The 1,770-nt window shown below is 77.1% G+C and carries 1 protein-coding gene and 2 pseudogenes; all 3 read right to left on the bottom strand.

Annotation, left to right across the window (positions count from 1 at the left end; all coding sequences use genetic code 11):
* A pseudogene (locus ACWEVO_RS36085) lies at nucleotides 1-489 on the bottom strand (spore coat protein); the annotation flags it as partial.
* A complete protein-coding gene (locus tag ACWEVO_RS36080; protein WP_452311875.1) occupies nucleotides 486-1,217 on the bottom strand; it encodes a cytidylyltransferase domain-containing protein in 732 nt (243 codons plus the stop codon). The gene ACWEVO_RS36080 and the pseudogene ACWEVO_RS36085, both read right to left, overlap by 4 nt.
* Nucleotides 1,214-1,770: pseudogene (locus ACWEVO_RS36075) on the bottom strand (class I SAM-dependent methyltransferase); the annotation flags it as partial. The gene ACWEVO_RS36080 and the pseudogene ACWEVO_RS36075, both read right to left, overlap by 4 nt.

Genomic DNA, 1,770 nt, shown 5'->3' with positions numbered 1-1,770 from the left:
TTCGGGGGTGGGGGGGGCGGCACGCGGCCGCCGGTCAAGCACCTCGCGGCGGAGCAGGGCGTACCGGGTGCCGGCGAGCAACCGGTCGGCCGGCGCGACCGGGGCGGCGCCGAGGTTCTGGTCCAGGTACAGGTCGGCGTCCTGGCCCCGGGTGTCGCCGTCGACGATGGCGAGGGTGCCGATCCCGGCGGCGCGCAGCGCCCCGGCGCAGGCCGGGTCCAGCTCGTACGAGTCGAGGACCAGCACGTCCAGCGCGTGCTCGCGGGCCACCGCGACCAGCCCGGCCGGGGTGTCGGGGCCGGGGTGGTGCGGGATGCCCCGGGCGGCGAGCTGCCGGGCCGCCCACTCCACGCCGGCCACGCTGCCGAGCAGCTCCACGTGCGCCCCCCGGGCGCGGAACTCCTCGCCGAGGGCGACGCAGCGGACCAGGTGGCCGACCCCGCGGCGGGGCCCCGCGTCGCAGCGCAGCCCGACCCGGATCCCGGTCACGACTCCTCCAGCCGCTTCTGCCGGACCCCGGCGTTCAGCGCGCGCAGGCCCGGCTGGCCGACCAGCCAGTCGGCGAGCTTCGCCAGCGGCACGCTGACGTCGCCGAAGTGGTCGGTCACCGCGCGCACCAGCGCCCAGTCCTGCTCGGTGTCCAGGGTGAGCCGCAGGTCCGAGCGGTCCGGGGTGAGGGTCACCCCGAGCACCCGGAACAGCTCCGGGTGGGTGTACGCGTACGAGGTGACGTGCACCCGGTGGTGGTCGGTGGCGAGCCGCTGCAACGTCCGCAGGGCCCCCGCCTCGATGATCTCCACGTCCACGCCGCGCGGCAGCGTACGGGCGATCGACGTGCTGACGTAGTCGAGCGCCGGGACCGCCCGGTAGACGTCCGCGACCAGGCGGATGATCTCCGGGTCGAGCAGTGGGCAGTCGGCGGTGAACCGGGCCACCGCGTCCCCGGGGTGGGCGTCGAGCGCGCCGACGAAGCGGTCCAGCACGTCGTCGACCGGTCCCCGGTGGCAGGGCACGTCGAGGCGGGCGCATTCGGCGACGATCGCGTCGTCGGCCGGCTCGGTGCTGGTCGCCACCACGAGGTCGGCGAGGACGCCGCTCTCCCGGGCGGCGCGGACCACCCGGCCGAGGACGCTCCGCCCGGCCAGCGGGCGCAGCACCTTGCCGGGCAGCCGGGAGGAGCCCATCCGGGCCTGGACGATGCCGACGATGCGGGTCACTGCTGCTCCTCCCGGACGACCCGGCGGCGCAGGGCCGCGCGCAGCCGTCGCTTCGCCGCCCGGGCCGCCCGCTTGGCCCACCGGGCCGGGGTGATGACGAGCCGGCCCACCCGGTAGCTGACCGACCCGTTGAGCAGGTTGATCATGGCGTCCGCCCGCCGCAGCGCCCGCTCCCGGCTGGTCAGCAGGTCCTCGGTCCAGCCCAGCACCGCGCGTACCCGGGCCAGCTCCTCCCGCTGGCGCAGCCACGCCTCGCGCAGCTGCTGGTAGCTCTCCGGGCCGGGTGGCGGCGACGTCGGTTCGAGCGCCCCCAGCTCGTCGGCGAGCTTCAACCGGCCCTTCGCGTCCAGGCCGCGCAGCGCGGCGACCACCGCCGCCTCGGTCTCCACCGCCGCCGCCACCGTGGTCCGGTCCAGCTCCCGGCCGGCCATCCCGCCGAGCACGACGGTGAGCCCGGCCAGGTCGAGGGTCGAGGACCACGGGTGGGCGTACCCGCCGGTCAGCAGCACGGCGGCGAACCGCCACAGGCCGCGCGCCAGGGCGACGTCCACCG

The sequence above is a fragment of the Micromonospora sp. NPDC003776 genome, assembly GCF_053605645.1.
This window is presented reverse-complemented; position numbering and strand designations above follow the sequence as displayed.